Source organism: Kribbella sp. HUAS MG21 (assembly GCF_040254265.1).
Lineage (GTDB): Bacteria > Actinomycetota > Actinomycetes > Propionibacteriales > Kribbellaceae > Kribbella.
The window spans coordinates 5,642,678-5,658,661 of sequence record NZ_CP158165.1; the positions used below are offsets into that span (position 1 = coordinate 5,642,678).

Sequence of the window (15,984 nt, forward strand, 5' to 3'; positions counted from 1 at the left end):
CCTGTGCGTTGGTCGGAATGCGACCAACCTACGAACGATGCCGCCGGCAATCGCTACAGCGGAGGCCCGAATCGAACTACAGCAGGCTCTACCCTCACCTGGGGTCGGCGGCCCGGGCGGCGAGTAGGCCGCCGCAGCCCGGGACGAGCGCGAGCAGCCAAACGCGGTGCCGCCCCTTCATGAGCAGTACGGCGCTGATGACGGTGGTGGTGTACGCCAGGCCGTGCAGCGGACCGAGCGTACTGGACACCGCCGGCGCGTGGACCGTGACGAGGTTCAACAGCATCAACGCCAGCGTGGCGAGCTCGACGGTGCCGATGACGTGCAGGATCCGGCGCGGCGTCACAGGCCGACTCCGGTCGTCGAGCCGGGCCGATAGATCATCAGCACGACGACCACCGCCCAGAGCAGATTGAAGATCCCGGTCTGCATCGCCAGCCGCTTCCGCAGTGCGTCCGCGTCGTTGCCCGGTACGCCGATGACCGCGATGAACCGGCTCTGTCCGGGCAGGATCAACGCGATCAGTACGACGGCCGCGGCCGCCGTGAGGATCATCGACGCGATCAGCCAGGCGTCACCGAGGACGCCGAGCCTGGCGCCGGTGGCGAGGCCGAAGACCGGCACGAAGATCGCGATCGTCGCGTAGACCCGGGTGATGCGGTGCAGCACCTGGACAGTCGCGGCCTTGCGGGCGTCCTCGTGGTCGCGGTGGGCCGCACCGGCGGCCGGCGGGAACATGCTGGCCGCGATCGCGACCGGTCCGACGGCCAGGATCGCCGCCAGCACATGGACCGACAGCAGGAACGCCGTCATACGAGATCCTCTCTCCGGGTTTCGGGCACCCGGCCATCCTGAAGACCGGACCGCCGTACCGCCACTGGCTGGATGGTCAGATAACAGCTGAATCTGGCCACAGGCCGAGCTCGGCTAATCTGGGCCGCATGTACACCGTCGCCGTGCTCACGATCGAGGATGTGATCGCGTTCGATCTGGCCACGCCGGTCTCGGTCTTCGGGAGCGTCCGGCTGCCCGACGGCCGCAGCGGCTACCAAGTGGTGGTCGCCGGCGCGGAGGTGTCCGCGGGTCCGCTGCGGATCGCACCCGGCGTGCCCCTCGACGAGGCGGCGCGCGCCGACCTGATCGTCGTACCGGGCCGCAACGACCCCACCCGGCCCACGCCGGACGCGATCCTCGACCTGCTGCGTACGGCGGTCGCGCGCGGGACGCGGGTGGCGTCGATCTGCGTCGGGGCGTTCACCCTCGCCGAAGCCGGCCTGCTCGACGGCCGCACCGCGACCACGCACTGGCTGGCTTGCGATCGCCTGGCCCGCGAGTACCCGGCGGTGAAGGTGGATCCAGACGTCCTGTACGTCGACGACGGCACCGTCCTGACCTCGGCCGGTGCCTCCACCGGGCTCGACCTGTGTCTGCACATCGTCGAGCAGGACTACGGCGTCGCGGTCGCGGCCGACGCGGCCCGGCTCGCGGTGGCGCCGCTGCATCGCACCGGCGGACAGGCGCAGTACATCCTGCGCAACCGCCCGACGTACCGGACCGCGACGCTGGAGAAGGTGCTCGCCTGGATCGAGGTCAACGCCCACCGTCGCCTCACGCTGACCGAGATCGCCGCGGCCGCCGGGCTCAGCGTTCGCACACTGACCCGCCGCTTCACCGACGAGCTCGGCCAGAGCCCGATCCAGTGGCTGACCGGCGTCCGGGTCCGGCACGCCCAGGAACTCCTCGAAACCACCGACCACACCGTGGAGCGGATCGCCCTCCAGGTCGGGTTCCCGACCACCAGCAACTTCCGCACCCTGTTCGCCCAGTCCGTCGGCGTCACGCCCGGCACCTATCGCAAGACCTTCCGCCCGACCCGCATCTACTAGATGGCATAGTAGTCGTCGGACGTAGCGTCGATCGGCGAGGAGACGAGCTGGCATGCGTGGGCGCGGAGCGCTGGGGGCAGCGGCGGGTGCTGTCCTGCTCATGGTGTCGGTCGTCGCATGCGGCGGCGGGGACAGCGGGGCCGGGGAGGCGACGGCGGCCCGCAGTACTCCGGTCGCGGAGTTCAACGAGGCGGACGCCCGGTTCGCGTCCGAGATGATCCTGCACCACCAGCAGGCGACGCAGCTGGCGAGTATGGCGGGGTACCGGGCGGGGTCGGCGCAGGTGAAGCAGTTGGCCGCGAAGATCGGCGCCGCGCAGGAGCCCGAGATCAAGCTGCTGTCGACCTGGCTCGTCGGTTGGGGCAAGCCGACGCCGCAGCAGGAGCACGGGCACGTCGAGGAGCTGCCCGGGATGATGACCGAGGACGAGCTGCATGAACTGGGCAACCTGTCGCGGTCCGCGTTCGACCGTGCGTGGTTGCAGCGGATGATCAAGCATCACCAGGGCGCGGTGACGATGGCCAAGGCACACCGGACCGCGGGCAAGAGTCCCGCGGCCGTGGCACTGGCGCAGAAGATCGAGCTCGCGCGCACCCAGGAGATCCCCGTCCTGCAGCGGCAGCTCCAGCGAGCCGGCTAGCCGCCGCGACGACGACCGGAGGTGATCAGGAGCGGACCAGGCGGGCGATGGCGGCGGAGGCCTCCTTGATCTTGCGGTCGGCCTCGGGGCCGCCGGCTGCCGCCGCGTCGACGACGCAGTGCGACAGGTGGTCGTCGAGCAGGCCGAGGGCGACCGACTCGAGCGCCTTCGTCATCGCCGAGATCTGGGTGAGGATGTCGATGCAGTACTCCTCGTCGTCCACCATCCGCTGCAGACCGCGGGCCTGGCCCTCGATCCGGCGGAGGCGCCGGAGGTACGCGTCCTTGTCCTCGATGTAGCCGTGGTGCTGCACGCTGGTGCTCCTGTCGCTGGGCGAATCTGCCGCCAGGATACCCCTCTGTGGTATCGGTCACCCGACGAAGCGGGTGCCGCGGCTTGACGGAATACCCTACGGGGGTATTGTGTTCGGGTGTGATCGCGAAGTCTTCGCGGCACAGTTGGATCGGAGGGATCACGCCATGGAGAAGGCGACCGGGGCGCACACGGGGCACGACCAGCACCCGCCCGCACCCCACCCGGAGCAGCACCAGCACGGCGCCGACGCGGCGCACGGCGGTCACGAGATGCCCGCGGCACACGACGATCACACCGGTCACGCGGACCACGCCGGACCCAGCGGTCACGGTGCGCACGGGGCACACTCTGGGCACGGTGGGCACGACAAGCACGCCGGGCACGATCCGGAGATGTTCCGGCGGAAGTTCTGGCTGAGCCTGGTCCTGACGCTGCCGATCGTGGCGACCAGTCACATGGTGATGGACTGGTTCGGCTACAGCCTCGACTTCCCGGGGATCGACTGGGTCGGCCCGGTGCTCGGTACGTTCGTGTTCTTCTACGGCGGCTGGCCGTTCCTGCAGGGCGGCGTCCGCGAGGCGCGCGACAAGGCGCCCGGCATGATGCTGCTGATCTCGATGGCGATCACAGTGGCGTACGTCGCCTCGCTCGCCACCAGCGCCGGCTGGTTCGACCTCGACTTCTGGTGGGAGCTCGCCGCGCTGGTCACGATCATGCTGCTCGGCCACTGGCAGGAGATGAAGGCGATCGGCCAGGCGCAGGGCGCACTGGCGGCATTGGCCGCGTTGCTGCCCGACGAGGCCGACCGCGTGGTGGGTGACGACGTCGAGACCGTCAAGGTCAGCGACCTGCAGATCGGCGACGTCGTCCTGGTCCGCTCCGGCGGCCGGGTGCCGGCCGACGGCGAGATCGTCGACGGCGCGGCCGAACTGGACGAGTCGATGATCACCGGCGAGTCCCGGCCGGTGTCCCGTACGACGGGGGACCGGGTCGTCGCCGGCACCGTGGCCACCGACTCCGCGATCCGGGTGCGCGTCGACGCCGTCGGCGAGGACACCGCGCTCGCGGGCATCCAGCGACTGGTGGCCGAGGCACAGCAGTCGAGCGGCCGCGCCCAGGTACTCGCCGACCGGTTCGCGGCCATGCTGTTCTACATCGCGACCGCCGCGGCGCTGGTCACGTTCGTCGCGTGGTGGCTGCTGGGCAACCTGGACGAGTCCGTCGTACGAACGGTGACCGTCCTGGTGATCGCCTGCCCGCACGCCCTCGGCCTGGCGATCCCGCTGGTGATCTCGCTGTCGACCGCGGTCGCGGCCAAGGCGGGCATCCTGGTGAAGGACCGGCTGGCGCTGGAGCGGATGCGGACCGTGCAGGCGGTGCTGTTCGACAAGACCGGCACGCTGACCAAGGGCGAGCACGTCGTGAGCGGCGTCGCCGGTGACGAGCAGGAGGTACTGCGGATCGCGGGCGCGGTCGAGTCCGACAGCGAACACCCGCTGGCCCGGGCGATCGTCCGGGCGGCCGACGAGCGTGGCGTCCGGGGCCGGGCGACCGACTTCAAGTCGCTCACCGGACGCGGTGTCCAGGCCGTTGTCGACGGCAACAACTATGCGGTCGGCGGCCCGGCGTTGCTGCGCGAGCTGAACGTCGACGTCACCGGCGAGTACGCCGAACACGCCGGCGAATGGTCCGCCCGGGGCGCCGCGGTGCTGTACCTGCTGGAGCTGGACGGCGACCGCGCGACGGTGCGTGGCGCGATCGCGCTCGAGGACGAGGTCCGTCCCGAGGCGCGCCAGGCTGTCGAGCAGTTGCGTGCCGCCGGGGTCGAGAAGATCGTGATGATCACCGGCGACGCGAAGCCGGTGGCCGAGGCGGTCGCCGCGGACCTCGGGTTCCGTGAAGGCGTCGACGAGGTGTTCGCCGAGGTGCTGCCGGCCGACAAGGACAAGGCGGTCAGCGAACTGCAGGCCCGCGGCCTCCAGGTCGCCATGGTCGGCGACGGCGTGAACGACGCCCCCGCGCTGGCTCGCGCCGACGTCGGCATCGCGATCGGCGCCGGGACCGACGTGGCGATCGAGTCGGCCGGTGTCGTGCTGGCCTCCTCGGACCCGCGCGGCGTCACGGGCGTGATCCGGCTGTCCAAGTCGTCGTACCGCAAGATGATCCAGAACCTCGCCTGGGCGGCCGGCTACAACGTGATCGCGATCCCCTTGGCCGCGGGTGTGCTGGCCTGGGCCGGCCTGACCCTCAGCCCAGCGGTCGGCGCGGTGCTGATGTCGATCTCCACCATCGTGGTCGCCCTCAACGCGCAGCTCCTGCGCCGGGTGCGCCTCACCTCGGCCGACTGAGCCGAATCAACCAACGAAAGGAAGACCGGATATGTGTGACAGCTGCAGCTGCGGTACCAACACCGGCCAGGACGCCGGGACGATCGACCTGCAGACCACCCCGATCGAAACCGTCTACAGCGTCGAGGGCATGACCTGCGGACACTGCGCGAGCTCGGTGACCGGTGAGCTCTCCAAGCTGGACGGCGTCGTGTCCGTCGACGTCGAGGTGTCCTCGGGCTCCGTGACGGTCCGCAGTACGTCGCCGCTCGACCGGGAAACGGTCCGCGGCGCCGTGGACGAGGCGGGTTATCAGCTGGTCGGCGCCTGATCGAGCGCTTCGGGGTGCCGGGATCCGGCACCCCGAAGTCAGCTGAAGGGATGCGGGCACTCGACCAGCCCGGCCGCCACCGTCGCCGGAGCCAGGACGAGCAGGACGGGGACGGCGAGCAGCGTGACCGCCGTACCGATGCCGCCGATCCGGGGCACGATCGGCAGCGGCGCGGGTGGCGCGAGCAGGCGCTCGACGCGCGCGAGCACGGATCCGCCGGAGGCCGCGAGACCGTGTGCCGGGGCGGGGCCACAGCTCAGCGCGGCGATCGCGCTCGCCAGACCCGCCGCGGAGGTACGACGTACCGTCCGGTCGTCGGCGACGAGCTCGACGAGGTCGGCCGTCGCCCTGCCGAGGTGCGCGAACAAGGGGAGTGCTCCGAAGGCGCCGCGCAGGATCTCGGCCCAACCGACGAGCAGGTGGTGGCGTCCGGTGAGGTGTGCCTGCTCGTGCGCCACGACAGCGCGCAGTTCGTGGTCGTCGAGGACGGCAAGGGCCCCGGCGGTGATCACGATCTGATCGGTACCGGGCACGCAGTACGCGGCCGGGACATCGACCGGGATGACGGTCGCGCCGAGCTCGTCGTCGTACCGGCCGAGCAACCGCACCAGCTCCAGATGCCGCCGCCGGCCGTCGCGGTGGTTGTGCGACAGCCGTCGGCCGACCACGCCGAGGCGGAGCGCGAGCACCGCGGGCACGACGATCGGAGCGGCGGCCAGGAGCAGGCCGGACAGCCCGTGATGCCCGGTCAGTCCGGGAATCCAGTGGGCGACGCCGCCCTCGTCCGCGAAGCAGGCGACCGTCGACAGGATCGTGGCCAGCAGCACCGATATCGCGCTGGAGTGCCACAACGCCAGCGCGAGCCGGGGCGACCGGCGAAGCCAGGGGCCGGCGAGCAGGCGCGGCGCGAGCACGGCCAGCGTCCCGGCGTACGCGAGCAGCGCGACGATGATCGTCATGCCTGCCGAACTCCGCGGGACCGCAGCGCCCGGCGGATCGCCTGGGCCTCCTCCGGCGTCACGTTCTCGACGAACCGCAACAAGGTGCCGGCCTGGTCGCCGCTGCGGTCGAGGATCTCGCGCATCAGCTCGGCGTTGTACTCCTGCCGGGACGCGACCGGCCGGTAGCGGTAGGCGCGGCCGTCCCGCTCCCTGGCCAGCCAGCCCTTGCGGTGCAGGTTGTCCATCACGGTCATCACCGTGGTGTACGCCAGCTCGCGGTCCTTGTTCAGGTCGTCGAGCACCTCGCGCACGATCGCGGGCCGGCCCCAGGACCACAACCGCTCCATGACCGCCGCTTCCAGTTCGCCGAACCCTCGCACCAGGTCCCCTCCGTCTCGATGGGCATCTACTATCGTACTTCGTACGTCGTCGCGAAGGATCCGTGGATGGAACGCCGGGGTGCTGTGCCCGGATCGAGGGTGATCCGGCTGCTGCTGCACGTCTGCGTCCTGGCCGGCGTGCTCGGCATGCACGCGCTGACGATGAACCACGACCCCGCGATGATGTCGGCCGGAGAGCCGTCCGCGGCGCATGCCGTTCATGGGGACAGCGCCGAACCCAGCCCGTCCCCGGTGTCCCTGACCCGTGCCGCCGAGCCGATGAACTCGATGTGCCTGGCGATCCTCGGCGGCCTGCTCCTGATCGGGCTGGCGCTGTACCTGAGCTGGCGGCGATCGGCCAGACCGATGCCGTGGGCAACACGGGTCCGCGTCGTCCCGGCCGCCGTCCTCGGGCGCTCACCGCCCTGGCTCACCCCGTCGTTGTCGAAGCTCTGCGTGCTGCGGACCTGAGCCGCCGCCCGCACGCGACCGACCTTCAGACATTCGACGAAAGGAAACACTGACGATGCGCACCACGCGCACTACCGCTGCGGCGGCTCTCACACTCGCAGTCGTCCTGGGCCTGGTGGCCTGTGGCAACGACGGCGATGCAGGCGGCATGCCGGGCATGCAACACGGCACGAAGAGTACGCCGTCGGCCACGACGGGCACCACGAGCGCGGCGGCGGACCACAACGACGCCGACGTGAAGTTCGCGACCGAGATGATTCCGCACCATCAGCAGGCCGTCACGATGGCCGATCTGGCGCTGCGGAAGGCGAGCAACGCGACGGTCAAGCAGTTGGCGACCGCGATCAAGGCGGCCCAGGACCCCGAGATCAAGCAGATGTCAGGCTGGCTCACGGGGTGGGGCGAGATGGTCCCCACGCCCGGCATGGGCCACGAGATGGCGCACGGCGAAGGCATGATGACCGAGGAGGAGATGGCCGCGCTGGGCAAGGCCGGCGGTGCCGCCTTCGACCGGATGTGGGTGCAGCTGATGATCAAGCACCATCAGGGCGCCGTCGCGATGGCCAAGACCGAGCAGACCGCGGGGAAGAGCAGCACGGCGGTCGCGCTGGCGAAGACGATCGAGACGGCCCAGACCGCCGAGATCGCCACGATGCAGAAGCTGCTCACCCAGCTGCCGTAAAGCCGGCCCAACGGCCAGGATCGCACCCGTGCGATCCTGGCCGTTTCGGTTTTCCCGGGCGCAACCACTTGTCAAAAAATACAATACCCCCCTATGGTATCGATCCATCAGACAACAGGACCTGGGGATCGGCCGGTCTCGGCAGATACCCACTAGGGGTAAGGGGTATATGATGAGTAACGTGACCGCGTCGGGGTCGTCCCGGCGCTGGTGGGCGCTCGGCCTGATCGCCGGCGCTCAGTTCATGGTGATCATGGACACGTCGATCATCGGCGTGGCGCTTCCGGAGATGCGGGTCGACCTCGGGTTCACGCCCGGGAGCCTGTCCTGGGTCTTCAACGCGTACGTGGTCGCCTTCGGCGGGCTGCTGCTCCTCGGCGGCCGGCTGTCGGACCTTCTCGGCGCGCGGCGGGTCTTCGCGACCGGTTGGGCGGTGCTGCTGATCGGCTCGGTGCTGGCAGGCGTCGCCGGGGGAGTAGGGCTCGAGCTGGCCGGCCGGGCCGTTCAGGGCGTCGGTGCCGCACTGATCGCACCGGCCGCGCTGACCTTGCTGATGATGCTGTTCGGCGGCAACCCCAAGGAGCTGACGAAGGCGATCGCGTTGTACGGCGCGGCCGCACCCGCCGGTGGTACCGCGGGCGTGTTCCTCGGCGGCGTGATCACGCAGTACCTGTCGTGGCCGTGGGTGTTCTACCTCAACGTGCCGATCGCGCTGGCAGCGCTGATCGCGACCCCGGCCTTGATGCCGGCCGCGGCGCCGCGCCGCGGGAGCGTTGACCTGCTCGGTGCGCTGACCGTCACCGGCGGACTGGCCGCGGGTGTGTACGCGATCGTGCGGGCACCGGAGGTCGGCTGGGCATCCGCCCAGACGCTGCTGGTGGGTCTCGCGGCGGTGCTGCTGCTCGGTGTGTTCGTGGCGATCCAGGCAGGGCGCCGGGAGCCGCTGATGCGGCTGGCGATCTTCCGTACGCCGAACCTCGCGGCCGCGAACGTCGCGCAACTGCTGCTCGGCGCGGCCTGGGTGCCGATGTGGTTCTTCCTGAACCTGTACCTGCAGCAGGTGCTCGGCCTGAGCGCGTTCCCGAGCGGGGCGGCGTTGTTGCCGATGACAAGCTTCATCATGCTCGGCATGATCGTCGCGGCGCCGCGGCTGATCGCGTCCGTCGGCCCGAAGAAGGCCCTGGTGACGGGGATGTCGATCCTGACCGTCGGGCTGGCGGCACTGTCCCTGATCCGGTCGACCGGCTCGTTCTGGACCGACGTACTGCCGGCCTCGCTGATCGCGGCGGCGGGCATGTCGCTGGCGTTCATCCCGAGCCTCGGCATCGCGCTGTCCTCGGCCCGTCCGGAGGAAGGCGGCCTGGCGTCCGGCATCGTCAACACCAGCTACCAGATCGGGTCCGCGCTCGGGCTGGCCGCGATGACCGCCGTCGCCGCGGCCAACGGCGCGGACGAGGTGGGCGACCCGTCGGCCCTGACGAACGGCTACTCGGCAGCGCTCGTCGGAGCGGCCGTCATCGCGGCGGTCGGTGCCGTCCTGGCGGCGATCACCCTCCGCATGCCGCGGCAGGCAGCGCAGCCGGCAGACCGCGAGCCGTCAACTGTCCGATGAGCTGTCCCATGTCCCGGCGCCGGCCACCGCACTCCGGCGCCGGGACCGCTGCCATGCGAAGGCGGTGAGCGGGATCGCGGTACGGCGTACCGCGATGGCGGCGAGCATGGCGCCGCCGAGGACGAGGTGCAGCCAGGTGTCGGGCGCGGTCGTCGGGACCAGCGCCGGCAGCACCGGAGTACCGTCGAGCCAGCCGTAGAGGGCAAGGGCGATCATCGCCACGCCGCTGATCGCGAGCAGCCTCCGGCAGTCACGCAGGGAGCCGGCGCTCAGCAGGACCCCGACAGCGAGCAGCAGATAGACGACGCTGTCCACGAACGACACCTGGAACAGGCCGAACAGCAGTCTGCCGGACGCCCGCAGTTCGTCCCGGAGCAGTAACAGGAATCCGAAGCAGGACAGCGTGAACAACGCACCTGCGATCCACAGAGCCAACTCCTGGGTAGCGGCTGGGCGGGGCATCCTGTTGTCCACGTGCGGCTCCTCACTGTGGCAGGCGAGTCTCCGGGCGTTTCGGGTATCCCGACTGTAAGCCGCCCGGCTCGGTCCCTCCGCCGCTATCGGCGGGTCGTTACCAACTCTCGCCGTACCACGTCAGTCGGTAGCCGCCGCGGTGAGGCCGCTGCGGTACTTGAGGAGTCCCTCGACGCCGCGCAGGAACGTGGCGCAGATCGGTTCCGGGTCGGTCAGGCAGCCGGCGGCCATGGCGCCGTCGCGGAGCATCACGAAGTGCCGGGCCGCGGGCTCGGCGTCGATCTTGCCGAGGTCGGTGAAGAGCTCGACGAGCGTGCCGAGGAACCACTCGCGGTGCTCGAGGACCGCCCGGTGCACCGGATGCGCCGGGTCGGGGTACTCCGCGGCGGCGTTCAGGAACGCGCACCCGCGGAAGCCGGGCCGCTGGATGTCGTCCGTGATCGACCGGGCGACGGCCCGGATGACGTCGTCCGGGCCGAGATCCTCGGCCCGCATGGCCTCCAGCCGGGCGCGGATCGCCTGGTCGGCCTGGGTCAGGTACGCGACGATCAGGTCGTCCTTGCTGGGGAAGTGCCGGTAGAGCGTCGCCCGGGTGACCTTCGCCTCGGCGATGACACGGTCGATGCCGACGGCGTGCAGCCCTTCGGCGTAGAAGAGCCCGGTGGCAGTGCCGAGCAGTCGCGCGCGTGCTTCCGACATGTGGTTCAGCGTAGCAGATAGAACGATCGGTCTTGACAGGTTCGGCGGCGTGCTGACACTCTCAGGTGTACCGATCGTTCTATCTACATCGAGAGAAGGACCCTGATGTCCAGTACGTCCCAGGCCGTCGCCGCCGACTCGGCCGCCGATACCGGCGGCACCAAGACGCTGCGCACCCTGTACTTCGTCCGCTTCGGCTTCGCGATCGTCTGGGCGCTGCTGACGATGGCGATCGCCAAGTCGATCAACCCGGCGACGGTCGTCCTGCTGGTGATCTACCCGCTGTTCGACGTCGCCGCGGCCGTGGTCGACTTCCGGTCCTCGGGTACGTCGCGACCGAAGGCGCCGCTCTACGTCAACATGGCGCTCAGTCTGCTCACCGCCGTCGGGCTGGCCGTCGCGTCCGCGTCCGGCATCCCAGGTGTGCTGCGGGTGTGGGGCGCCTGGGCGATCACGGCGGGCGTCGTCCAGTTGGTCGTCGCGGTTCTGCGTTACCGGCTCGGCGGCCAGTGGGCGATGATCCTCAGCGGCGGCATCTCCGTCCTCGCGGGTGGCAGCTTCATCGTGATGGCCGGCGGTCAGAGAGCCTCCCTGACCTCGGTCGCCGGGTACGCGATCCTGGGCGGTGTCTTCTTCCTGATCTCCGCGATCCGTCTGCACCACCTTGCATCGAAGGCGAAGTGATATGTCGAACTCCAGCCAGGACACGTACGACGTCGTGGTCATCGGCGCGGGCCCCGTCGGCGAGAACGTCGCCGACCGGGCGGTCGCCGGCGGCCTGACCGCGGCGATCGTGGAACACGAACTCGTCGGCGGTGAGTGCTCGTACTGGGCGTGCATGCCGACGAAGGCCCTGCTCCGCGACGCTTCCGCCGTACGTGCCGCACGGGCGCTGCCCGCGGCCGGCCATGCCGTCAGCGGCGACCTGGACCCGGCCAGGGTGCTGGGCCGGCGCGATCGCTTCACCTCCGGCTGGGACGACTCCGGCCAGGTCGACTGGCTGAATTCGGCGGGCATCACCCTCATCCGCGGGCACGGGCGCATCGCCGGCACCCGAGCCGTGACGGTCACCCACACCGACGGCTCGACCACGACCTTGCAGGCGCAGCATGCGGTCGTGATCGCCACCGGTAGCAGCGCGTACCTGCCGCCCATCCGCGGACTGGCGGACGTGACGCCTTGGACGAACCGGGAGGCCGCCGCGGTCCGCACCATCCCGAACAGGCTGGCGATCATCGGTGGCGGTGTCGTCGGTTCCGAGATGGCCACCGCCTTCAGCGCCCTCGGCGCGCAGGTGACGCTCGTGTCCCAGACCCGCCTGCTGCCCGGCGTGGAGTCTTTCGCGGGTGAACAGGTGGCCGACGCTCTCCGCGCGGCCGGGGTGTCGCTGCACCTGGACGTCGAGGCGACTGAAGCGAGCCGCGACGACTCCGGGACGGTCCGGCTGGCGCTGTCGGACGGCACGACTGTCGAAGCCGACGAGGTGCTGGTCGCGACCGGGCGCACCCCGAACACCAAGGACGTCGGTCTGGATCAGGTCGGCCTCACGCCCGGCGACTGGTTGCGCGTCGACGACGCTCTCGCCGTACTGGACGAAACCGGCGAGCCGATTGAGGGCAATTGGCTGTACGCCGCGGGTGACGTGAACCGGCGGGCGCTGCTGACCCATCACGGCAAATACCAGGCGCGCGCTCTGGGCGATGCGCTCGCCGCTCGGGCGCGCGGCGACGAGCTGGACCTGACGCCGTGGGGACGGCACGCGGCCACCGCCGACGAACGCGCCACGACCCAGGTGATCTTCACCGATCCCGAGGTCGCCGCCGTCGGCCTGTCCGCCGAGGCCGCGACCGCCGTGGGCCTGAAGATCCGGGTCGTGGACTACGACCTGGGTGCGGTCTCCGGCGCCAAGCTGCACGCCGACGACTACCGCGGGCAAGTCCGGATGATCGTCGACGACGACCGCAACGTCCTGGTCGGCTTCACGGCCGTCGGGCCGGACGTCGGCGAACTCCTGCACGCCGCCACGATCGCCGTCGCGGGCGAAGTACCACTCGACCGGCTGTGGCACGCGGTGCCCGCCTACCCGACGATGAGCGAACTCTGGCTCCGCCTCCTGGAAACCGACGGCCGCGACCGGTGACCAACCGGCTGAGTCAGAAGATGTAGAAGCCGGTGACCGCGGTTGGTACGGCGCCGAGGGGTAGCCAGGGGGAGAGGAGGCTGCGGCGGAAGATTGCGAGGATGCCGGCCGCGGTGAGCAGGCCGATGACGCCGGACATGATCCACAGGCCGACGCCGCGGCCGAAGTCCTCCGCCGCGACCCCGATGCTGTAGACGGCCAGCGTGACGGCCGGGACGGTGCCGACGTGGAACAGGACGGCGGAGACGACCCAGCGCTGGACGGTCTCGATGTTCATCGGGCGCGGGGTGCGCCGGCGGCGGACCGGACGCGTGGTTGGCTGGCCGGCGGTGGTCGGGTCGTCCATCATTCCTCGTTCGGGGTTGCGGGGCCCGCGGTCCGGGCGGCGGCGATCACGCGGGTGAGTCGTTCGTGCAGCTGCATCAGCTCGTCGAGGTCCAGGCCGAGCCGGTCGACGATGGCCGGGGGGACGTTCAGCGCCTCCTCGCGGAGCGCGCGTCCCTTGTCGGTGAGTGCCACGGCGAGCGAGCGCTCGTCCCGGGTGTCCCGGTCGCGGCGCAGCAGCCCGGCGCTCTCGAGGCGCTTGAGCAGCGGCGACAGCGTGGCCGGCTCGAGCTGGAGCATCCCGGACAGGTCCTTGACCGAGACCGGCTCGAACTCCCAGAGCGCGAGCATCACGAGGTACTGCGGATGCGTCAGCCCCATCGGCTCCAGCAGCGGCCGGTAGAGGCCGATCACGCTGCGCGAGGCGATCGCCAGCGCGAAGCAGACCTGGCGCTCGAGGGCCAGCGGATTCTCCGTGGTGGTCACATAGTTAGCGTAGCAACAGTTAGGGCACTAACGATTAGCGTGTGACGCGATCGACACGGTGGCCGTGCTCGTCGAACAGGTGCAGGCGGCTCGTGTCGACGGTGAGCTGGACGGCGTCACCGGTCCTGAGGCCGTTGCCGGAGTCGACCTCGATGACCAGATCCGAACGGCGGTGGGTGGCGGAGGCCTGGGTGTCGGCGGTGCGCGGTGCCTCGGAGCGGTGCAGCGCGGCCTTCGCCGCGGTGGCGAGCCTGGTCCGGAGCGGGGCGCGTTGTACGGCGTGCCGGGTGTGCGAGCGATCCGCCCGGTGCCGCGGAGGTGCCTGCCCGACCGCGTCGGGGTCGACCATGTCGATCCCCGTCGCGACGAACGCCATCCACTGGTTGCCGTGGAACTCGAGCGCCCGCAGCTTGCCGGTCAGCTGGTTCTCGCCGTGCTCGGACGTCAGCGTGAAGGCTTCGGAGCGCGCGCCGACGATCACGCGGATGCCGTCGTGCTGGCTGAGGATCAGCGACCGCCGGTCGAGCGGCGGCAGCGACAGGCTCTGGGTGCCGAAGTCGAGGCTGACCCGGTGGTGCGCGGTCACGCGGACGGTCGCCGCCATCAGGTTGATCCGCGGCGTACCCAGGAAGCCCGCGCCGAACGCGGTCGCCGGGTCGTTGTAGACCTGGGCAGGCGTCCCGACGTCCTCGATCCGGCCGTCGCGCATGATCGCGATCCGGTCCGCGAGTGTCAGGGCCTCGATCTGGTCGTGGGTGACGTACACGGTCGTCACACTCAGGTCGCGGACCATCGCCCCGATCTCCTGGCGGAGCTCGGTCCGCAGGGTTGCGTCGAGGTTCGACAGCGGCTCGTCCATCAGGAAGATCCGCGGCTGCCGGACGAGCGCGCGGCCGATCGCGACGCGTTGCCGCTGGCCGCCGGACAGCGTCCGGGGCAGCCGGTCGACGGCGGTGTCGATCCGCAGGATCTTGGCCACGCCGTCGGCCTTCTCGCCGGCCTCGGTCGCGTCGTCGCCCGCCATCCGCAGCGGGAACATGATGTTCTCGCGCCCGGTCCGGTTCGGGTACAGCGCGCCGTTCTGGAACACGAGTGCGACACCGCGCTCCTTCGGCGGAAGATCTGTCGCGTGCGTGCGGCCGAGCCACACATCGCCCGTCGACAGGTCCTCCAGACCGGCGATTATCCGCAGCAGCGTGGTTTTCCCGCAGCCCGAAGGGCCGAGCAGGACCATCACCTCGCCCGCCGCGATCTCGAGGCTTACGTTGTCAACGGCAACGTACCGGCCACTGAACACCTTGGACACCGAGTCCAGCTTGATGCCGGTCATGTCGCCTCCTCGTCGAGGCTGAGTACACAGGCGAACCGCGCTGCTTGTCCAGAGTTCCGGACGGCCGACCGGTGCGTCGGGGATCAGGCGCGGCAGGCGGGGGCGGTGCGGAGGGCGGTGTCGGCGGCCCGGAAGGTGTCGATGTTCTTCGGGGCCGTGGACCAGGCGGCGACCCACATGGTCTGGGCGTGCGCGGCGTCGATCTCGCCGGCCTTGTGAGCGGCCATCGCGTTCTGGTGGGCCTTCCATTCGCCCATCCCCCCAGCGCCGGCGGCGACGGCCTTGTCCAGAGCCTGCAGGCGTTGCAGGCAGGCGGTCGTCTCGGCCGTCTTGGCGGCGCGGGCGCAAGACCCTGCCAGCCGGGCGTGTTCGGCGACTGCTGCCTGGTAGCGGGTGAGGTCGGCAGGACCGGCCTCACGGGTGCGCTTCCAGATCGCCTTGGTGACTTCCTTCGGCTGGGCTCCGGACAGCAGGTCGGTGCGGGCCTTGATGTGCTCGGCCCAGTGCCCGATGCCGATCCGTGCCGCGGCCACCTCCGCGTCCGCTGCGGCGACTTCGGCGACGCATGTGTCGAGTGTGCCGCTCTTCCCGATCAGGGGGCTGGCGCTGGGCTGCGGAGCCGGAGACGTGGTGTGGTCCGCGTGGGGAGAGGGGCTCTCGTCGGCGGTCGCTTGCGGGCCGACCGCGTCGCCGTCGTTGAAGACCGCGGCCCAGGCGAGTACGCCGAGCAGTGTCAACGTCAGGGCACCGGTGACGGCGAGCACGACGAGCCCCAGCCAGCCACCGGATCGTTTGGGTCGACCGCGGTGTCTCCTCGCCCGCGGTCCGGATGCGCCCTCAGTCATCGGTAACCACCTCTCGAGGTGAGAATGCCGCAGTTCGCGGCGATCGCCCACGGTCTGACCCGAGTACGAGACGATCCATCACCTCGCGTGTGCACACGATT

20 protein-coding genes are annotated in these 15,984 nt (G+C 70.4%); 9 read left to right on the plus strand and 11 right to left on the minus strand.

Annotated features, from left to right (window positions below):
• Positions 1-94 precede the first annotated feature (94 nt).
• On the minus strand, positions 95-346 hold the full coding sequence (locus ABN611_RS27390; protein WP_350275116.1) for a hypothetical protein: 252 nt from the start codon (positions 344-346) through the stop codon (positions 95-97).
• Positions 343-813, minus strand: a complete 471-nt coding sequence (locus ABN611_RS27395) for a hypothetical protein (protein WP_350275117.1) — start codon at positions 811-813, stop codon at positions 343-345. Before ABN611_RS27395 ends, ABN611_RS27390 begins: the two co-directional genes overlap by 4 nt.
• 128 nt (positions 814-941) lie before the next feature.
• Between ABN611_RS27395 and ABN611_RS27400 the strand changes: the two genes are divergently transcribed.
• Both ABN611_RS27400 and ABN611_RS27405 read left to right on the plus strand, forming a co-directional pair.
• Positions 942-1,886, plus strand: coding sequence for a helix-turn-helix domain-containing protein (locus tag ABN611_RS27400; protein WP_350275118.1), 945 nt, complete (start codon positions 942-944; stop codon positions 1,884-1,886).
• Between the two features lie 52 nt (positions 1,887-1,938).
• A complete protein-coding gene (locus ABN611_RS27405) occupies positions 1,939-2,526 on the plus strand; it encodes a DUF305 domain-containing protein (protein ID WP_350275119.1) in 588 nt (195 codons plus the stop codon).
• A 25-nt stretch (positions 2,527-2,551) separates the two neighbouring features.
• Here ABN611_RS27405 and ABN611_RS27410 read toward each other — a convergent pair whose 3' ends face one another.
• On the minus strand, positions 2,552-2,839 hold the full coding sequence (locus ABN611_RS27410) for a metal-sensitive transcriptional regulator (RefSeq protein ID WP_350275120.1): 288 nt from the start codon (positions 2,837-2,839) through the stop codon (positions 2,552-2,554).
• Between the two features lie 271 nt (positions 2,840-3,110).
• Here ABN611_RS27410 and ABN611_RS27415 point away from each other — a divergent pair, with 271 nt between their 5' ends.
• Together ABN611_RS27415 and ABN611_RS27420 are read left to right on the plus strand one after the other, a co-directional pair.
• Positions 3,111-5,189, plus strand: coding sequence for a copper-translocating P-type ATPase (locus ABN611_RS27415; protein ID WP_350281690.1), 2,079 nt, complete (start codon positions 3,111-3,113; stop codon positions 5,187-5,189).
• Positions 5,190-5,220: 31 nt separating this feature from the next.
• Entirely contained in the window at positions 5,221-5,499 is a 279-nt protein-coding gene (locus ABN611_RS27420) for a heavy-metal-associated domain-containing protein (RefSeq protein WP_350275121.1), read from the plus strand.
• A 38-nt stretch (positions 5,500-5,537) separates the two neighbouring features.
• On the opposite strand, the gene ABN611_RS27425 is transcribed toward ABN611_RS27420, so the two are convergent.
• Together ABN611_RS27425 and ABN611_RS27430 are read right to left on the minus strand one after the other, a co-directional pair.
• A complete protein-coding gene (locus ABN611_RS27425) occupies positions 5,538-6,458 on the minus strand; it encodes a M56 family metallopeptidase (protein ID WP_350275122.1) in 921 nt (306 codons plus the stop codon).
• Positions 6,455-6,820, minus strand: a complete 366-nt coding sequence (locus ABN611_RS27430) for a BlaI/MecI/CopY family transcriptional regulator (protein WP_350275123.1) — start codon at positions 6,818-6,820, stop codon at positions 6,455-6,457. Before ABN611_RS27430 ends, ABN611_RS27425 begins: the two co-directional genes overlap by 4 nt.
• Before the next feature lie 18 nt (positions 6,821-6,838).
• On the opposite strand from ABN611_RS27430, the gene ABN611_RS27435 reads away from it, so the two are divergent.
• The 3 genes from ABN611_RS27435 (at position 6,839) to ABN611_RS27445 (ending at position 9,585) form a co-directional block, all read left to right on the plus strand.
• On the plus strand, positions 6,839-7,291 hold the full coding sequence (locus ABN611_RS27435) for a DUF6153 family protein (RefSeq protein ID WP_350275124.1): 453 nt from the start codon (positions 6,839-6,841) through the stop codon (positions 7,289-7,291).
• A gap of 55 nt (positions 7,292-7,346) precedes the next feature.
• Complete coding sequence (locus tag ABN611_RS27440) at positions 7,347-7,973, plus strand: DUF305 domain-containing protein (RefSeq protein WP_350275125.1); 627 nt, start codon at positions 7,347-7,349, stop codon at positions 7,971-7,973.
• 172 nt (positions 7,974-8,145) lie between these two features.
• Complete coding sequence (locus ABN611_RS27445) at positions 8,146-9,585, plus strand: MFS transporter (protein ID WP_350275126.1); 1,440 nt, start codon at positions 8,146-8,148, stop codon at positions 9,583-9,585.
• On the opposite strand, the gene ABN611_RS27450 is transcribed toward ABN611_RS27445, so the two are convergent.
• Positions 9,571-10,059 carry a DUF4383 domain-containing protein gene (locus tag ABN611_RS27450; RefSeq protein ID WP_350275127.1) on the minus strand — a complete coding sequence of 163 codons (489 nt, stop codon included), beginning with the start codon at positions 10,057-10,059 and terminating at the stop codon, positions 9,571-9,573. The genes ABN611_RS27445 and ABN611_RS27450 overlap by 15 nt on opposite strands.
• Positions 10,060-10,179: 120 nt before the next feature.
• Entirely contained in the window at positions 10,180-10,758 is a 579-nt protein-coding gene (locus ABN611_RS27455) for a TetR/AcrR family transcriptional regulator (RefSeq protein ID WP_350275128.1), read from the minus strand.
• 105 nt (positions 10,759-10,863) lie between these two features.
• On the opposite strand from ABN611_RS27455, the gene ABN611_RS27460 reads away from it, so the two are divergent.
• Together ABN611_RS27460 and ABN611_RS27465 are read left to right on the plus strand one after the other, a co-directional pair.
• Positions 10,864-11,442, plus strand: a complete 579-nt coding sequence (locus ABN611_RS27460) for a hypothetical protein (RefSeq protein WP_350275129.1) — start codon at positions 10,864-10,866, stop codon at positions 11,440-11,442.
• Position 11,443: 1 nt separating this feature from the next.
• Positions 11,444-12,898 (plus strand): NAD(P)/FAD-dependent oxidoreductase, encoded by a 1,455-nt coding sequence (locus ABN611_RS27465; RefSeq protein ID WP_350275130.1) that lies wholly within the window; start codon positions 11,444-11,446, stop codon positions 12,896-12,898.
• Between the two features lie 13 nt (positions 12,899-12,911).
• Here the strand turns inward: ABN611_RS27465 and ABN611_RS27470 are convergent, their stop codons facing one another.
• From ABN611_RS27470 to ABN611_RS27485, 4 genes are all read right to left on the minus strand, one after another.
• On the minus strand, positions 12,912-13,244 hold the full coding sequence (locus ABN611_RS27470; protein WP_350275131.1) for a hypothetical protein: 333 nt from the start codon (positions 13,242-13,244) through the stop codon (positions 12,912-12,914).
• Positions 13,244-13,708, minus strand: coding sequence for a MarR family transcriptional regulator (locus ABN611_RS27475; RefSeq protein WP_350275132.1), 465 nt, complete (start codon positions 13,706-13,708; stop codon positions 13,244-13,246). Before ABN611_RS27475 ends, ABN611_RS27470 begins: the two co-directional genes overlap by 1 nt.
• 34 nt (positions 13,709-13,742) lie before the next feature.
• Entirely contained in the window at positions 13,743-15,038 is a 1,296-nt protein-coding gene (locus ABN611_RS27480; protein ID WP_350275133.1) for an ABC transporter ATP-binding protein, read from the minus strand.
• An 83-nt stretch (positions 15,039-15,121) separates the two neighbouring features.
• Complete coding sequence (locus ABN611_RS27485) at positions 15,122-15,883, minus strand: hypothetical protein (protein WP_350275134.1); 762 nt, start codon at positions 15,881-15,883, stop codon at positions 15,122-15,124.
• Positions 15,884-15,984 lie beyond the last annotated feature (101 nt).